Source organism: Ramlibacter sp. (assembly GCF_035706265.1).
In the GTDB taxonomy this organism is placed as follows: Bacteria; Pseudomonadota; Gammaproteobacteria; order Burkholderiales; family Burkholderiaceae_C; genus Ramlibacter.
This window is the reverse complement of the sequence record NZ_DASSVG010000611.1, coordinates 1-3,679: the sequence shown is the minus strand read 5'-3', so window position 1 is coordinate 3,679 and position 3,679 is coordinate 1. Positions and strand designations below refer to the sequence as shown.

The following is a 3,679-nucleotide window of genomic DNA, read 5'->3' as shown; positions in this document are numbered from 1 at the left end:
TGGGACGCAGGCTGGCGGGAGGGGCCGGCGGCGCGGCGGGCGCCGAGGCGCTGGGGCGGGGCGCGATCGTCGCGCGCACGCGGCCGCCCGGGTTCGAAGGCGTGGCGCCGGCGACGGAGCCGCCTTCCACGGTGAACTGGTCGTTGCCGTTGTCGTAGGTGATCACCGAGCCGCTGGTCTCGTCGTTGACCGCAGCGCCGCGCAGCCGCCGCATCTCGGCGCGGCCGATGAACTTCACCCGGTCGGCCTTGCCGTCGTACTCGATGGTCTCGCCCTCGCCCTCGATGTACTCGTCCACGCCGTCGCGCTTCTGGCGGAAGTAGGCCCGCTTGCCGGGCTCGGCCGTCACGGTGCCGAACTGGTAGCCCTCGGGATCCTGCTTGACCACCATCTTCGCGCCGCGGATCACGATCGTGCCCTTGGTCACCACGACCTTGCCGGTGAACACGCTGGTCTGCTGGAGGTCGTCGTAGCGCAGCGCGTCGGCCTCCACGTTCATGGGCTTGTTGCGGTCGGCCCGCTCCGCGCCGGCGGGAAGCAGGGCGAAGGCGAGGGACAGGGCAAGCAGGAGGCTGGCGGTCTTGTTCTTCATAGAGGCACGAATCTTGCTGGATTGTATCCATCCGAGACGAAAAAGCCCGCGTGCGCGGGCTCTCTCGACGATCGGCGAAGGCCGGATCTGCGAACTTTTCTACTTGGCCTTGCGGGCCTCGGCGACCAGGTACTCGACGACCTGGAGGCAGCGGTCCATGTTGCCGGCCATGTCGCCGTCGGTGATGTAGCGCCCGGCCACGCCCATCGAGGGCACGCCCTGCACCTCGTACTGGTCCTGCAGCTGGCGGGCCCGGCGCGCCTTGGCCTGGACCGAGAAGGAGTTGTAGATCTCCTGGAACTTGGCGCGGTCGAGCCCGTTCTTCTCGGCGAAGGCGAGGATCTGCTCCTCGCGGTTGGTCGGCTGGCGCTTGTTGTGGATCTCGTCGAACACCTTGGCGTGCAGCTCGTCGACCTTGCCCAGCGTCTCCAGCGTGTAGTACAGGCGCTGCTGGGGCACGAAGTCGTCGCGGAAGGCAACCGGGACGCGGTGGAAGTACACGTCGGCAGGCAGCTTCTTCGTCCAGGCGGAAAGGCGCGGCTCGAAGGCGTTGCAGTGCGGGCAGCTGTACCAGAAGAACTCGATCACCTCGATCTTGCCGGCCGGGCCGTCGCTCGGCGCCCGCTTGTCGAGGGTGTGGTACTGCCTGCCCTCCTCCGGCTTGAACTGCGCCAGGGCCAGCCCCGGCAGGCCGAGGGCAGCGACTCCCAGCGTGGCGCCGGCGGCGGCCGTGAATTCCCGTCGATTCATTGCGATGTGACTCCTTGAACACCCTCTGAGCGGGCCGGACGGGCTTGGTTCCGCCGCCGGGCCGCGCCCGGCTACCTCTGGACGCGCACCAGCGCGGTCTCGAAGCCGCCCTGGTCCAGTCTTTCCTTCTGCCGGTCGGCGTCGTCCTTGCTGTTGAACGGACCGACGCGCACCCGGTACACCTGCCGGCCCGACTGCTCGCGCTCGGTGACCTTGGCTTCCACGCCCATCAGGGACAGCTTGGCGCGCTGGGCCTCGGCGTCCTCGGGCGTGCGGAAGGCGCCGGCCTGCACGAAATAGAGGAACGGATCGCTGCCCGAGGCCGAGCGGGCGGCGGCGAGGTCGCCCAGCGGGTCGGCCGGCACCGGGCGGCCGGCCACGGCGGGCGGCAGGGGCTCCTTGTCCCTGGCCTGCTCGGCGCCCCGGCCCGCCTCGGCCGGCTTGGGCGCCGTGGCCGTGGCGGGGCCCGGTGCGGACGGCGCGGAAGCGGCCATGCCCGGCGCGGGCGGCAGCGGCTTGGCCGGGTTCTTGCCGTACAGGGGCGCGTTGGGATCCCAGTTCTGGTTCTTGCGCGATTCGGCCGCGTCCTGCTCCGCCGAGCGGCCGGGCGCCTTGTTCAGGAAGGGGACGGGGACCTTGGTGACATACACCGCCACCGCCAGGGCGGCGGCGAGGCCGATCACCACCCCGATGATGATGCCGACGAAGACGTTGCCGCTTTGCTTCTGTTTCATGCTCACATCTTGTGCGGGGCACTCACCCCGAGCACAGCCAGTCCATTGTGCAATACCTGCGCGACCGCGGCCACGAGCGCCAGCCGGGCTTGTTTCAGCTTGTCGTCGTCCACCAGGATGCGCTCGCTGTCGTAGTAGCTGTGGTAGGCAGCGGCGAGCTCGCGCAGGTAGAAGGTGACGTCGTGGGGCGCGAAATCGGCCGCCGCGGCGGTGAGCACCTCGGGATAGCGGGCGAGCTGCAGCATGAGGTTCAACGCCGCCGGGTGTTCCAGCGACGACAGGTCGGCCCCCGAGAGCGTCGCGACGTCGCCGCCCCAGGCCGCCAGCACCGAGCAGATGCGCGCGTGCGCATACTGGACGTAATACACGGGGTTGTCGTTGTTCTGCGCCAGCGCGAGGTCGACGTCGAACACGTATTCCGTGTCCGGCTTGCGCGAGAGCAGGAAGAAGCGCACCGCGTCCTTGCTGGTCCACTCGATCAGGTCGCGCAGGGTCACGTAGCTGCCGGCGCGCTTGGAGATCTTCACCTCCTGGCCGCCGCGCATCACGCGCACCATCGTGTGCAGCACGTAGTCGGGATAGCCCTCGGGGATGCCGACGCCGGCGGCCTGCAGGCCCGCGCGCACCCGGGCGATGGTGCCGTGGTGGTCCGTGCCCTGGATGTTCACCACCTTGGTGAAGCCGCGCTCCCACTTGGTGATGTGATAGGCGACGTCCGGCACGAAGTACGTGTAGCTGCCGTCGCCCTTGCGCATCACGCGGTCCTTGTCGTCGCCGTACTCGGTCGACTTGAGCCACAGCGCGCCCTCGTGCTCGTAGGTCTTGCCGTTGTCGCGCAGGCGCTGCACCACCGTGTCGACCTTGCCGCTGGTGTAGAGGCTGGACTCGAGGTAGTACTGGTCGAAGCGCACGGCGAAGGCCTGCAGGTCCAGGTCCTGCTCGTGGCGCAGGTAGGCCACGGCGAACTGGCGGATGCCGTCCAGGTCCTCGACATCGCCGCTGGCGGTGTATTCGCGGTCGTCGGACTTCACGGTCTTCCGGGCCAGGAAGTCGTCGGCGATGTCCTGGATGTAGTCGCCGTTGTACGCACTCTCCGGCCAGCCGGCGTCGCCCGGCTTCAGGCCGCGGGCGCGCAGCTGCACGCTGGTGGCGAGCGTCTGGATCTGCACGCCGGCGTCGTTGTAATAGAACTCGCGGTGGACGTTCCAGCCCTGGGTGGCGTACAGGTTGCAGATCGCGTCGCCCAGCGCCGCCTGGCGGCCGTGGCCCACGTGCAGCGGGCCGGTGGGGTTGGCCGAGACGAATTCGACCAGGATGCGGCGCCCGTGCAGCGGTTGCTGCCCGAAGCCGCTGGCGGCAGCCAGCACCTCGCGCACCACCTGCTGCTTGGCGGCGGGCTTGAGGCGGATGTTGAGGAAGCCGGGGCCGGCGATCTCGACGGCGTCGACCCATTGCTGGAAGGCGGGGGTGGCGAGGAGCGCCTCGCGCAGGCTTTCGGCCAGCTGGCGCGGGTTGCGCTTGAGCGGCTTGGCGAGCTGCATCGCGGCCGTGCAGGCGAGGTCGCCGTGGGCGGCGACCTTGGGGCTCTCGAACGCCGCCTTCT

The 3,679-nt window shown here is 69.5% G+C and carries 4 protein-coding genes; all 4 read right to left on the bottom strand.

Annotated elements, in window-relative coordinates; all coding sequences use genetic code 11:
• The coding region (gene lptA / locus VFM98_RS21730) for a lipopolysaccharide transport periplasmic protein LptA (protein WP_325111974.1) at nt 1-592 on the bottom strand (592 nt) is incomplete at its 3' end.
• Between the two features lie 99 nt (nt 593-691).
• The gene (locus tag VFM98_RS21725) at nt 692-1,342 is read right to left on the bottom strand and encodes a thiol:disulfide interchange protein DsbA/DsbL (RefSeq protein ID WP_325111973.1); all 651 of its coding nucleotides are present in this window, start codon (nt 1,340-1,342) and stop codon (nt 692-694) included.
• Between the two features lie 71 nt (nt 1,343-1,413).
• Nucleotides 1,414-2,076: an SPOR domain-containing protein gene (locus tag VFM98_RS21720; protein ID WP_325111972.1), complete on the bottom strand. Its 663-nt coding sequence runs from the start codon at nt 2,074-2,076 to the stop codon at nt 1,414-1,416.
• A gap of 2 nt (nt 2,077-2,078) precedes the next feature.
• Nucleotides 2,079-3,679: arginine--tRNA ligase (argS, locus tag VFM98_RS21715; RefSeq protein ID WP_325111971.1), on the bottom strand; the 1,601-nt coding region annotated here is incomplete at its 5' end.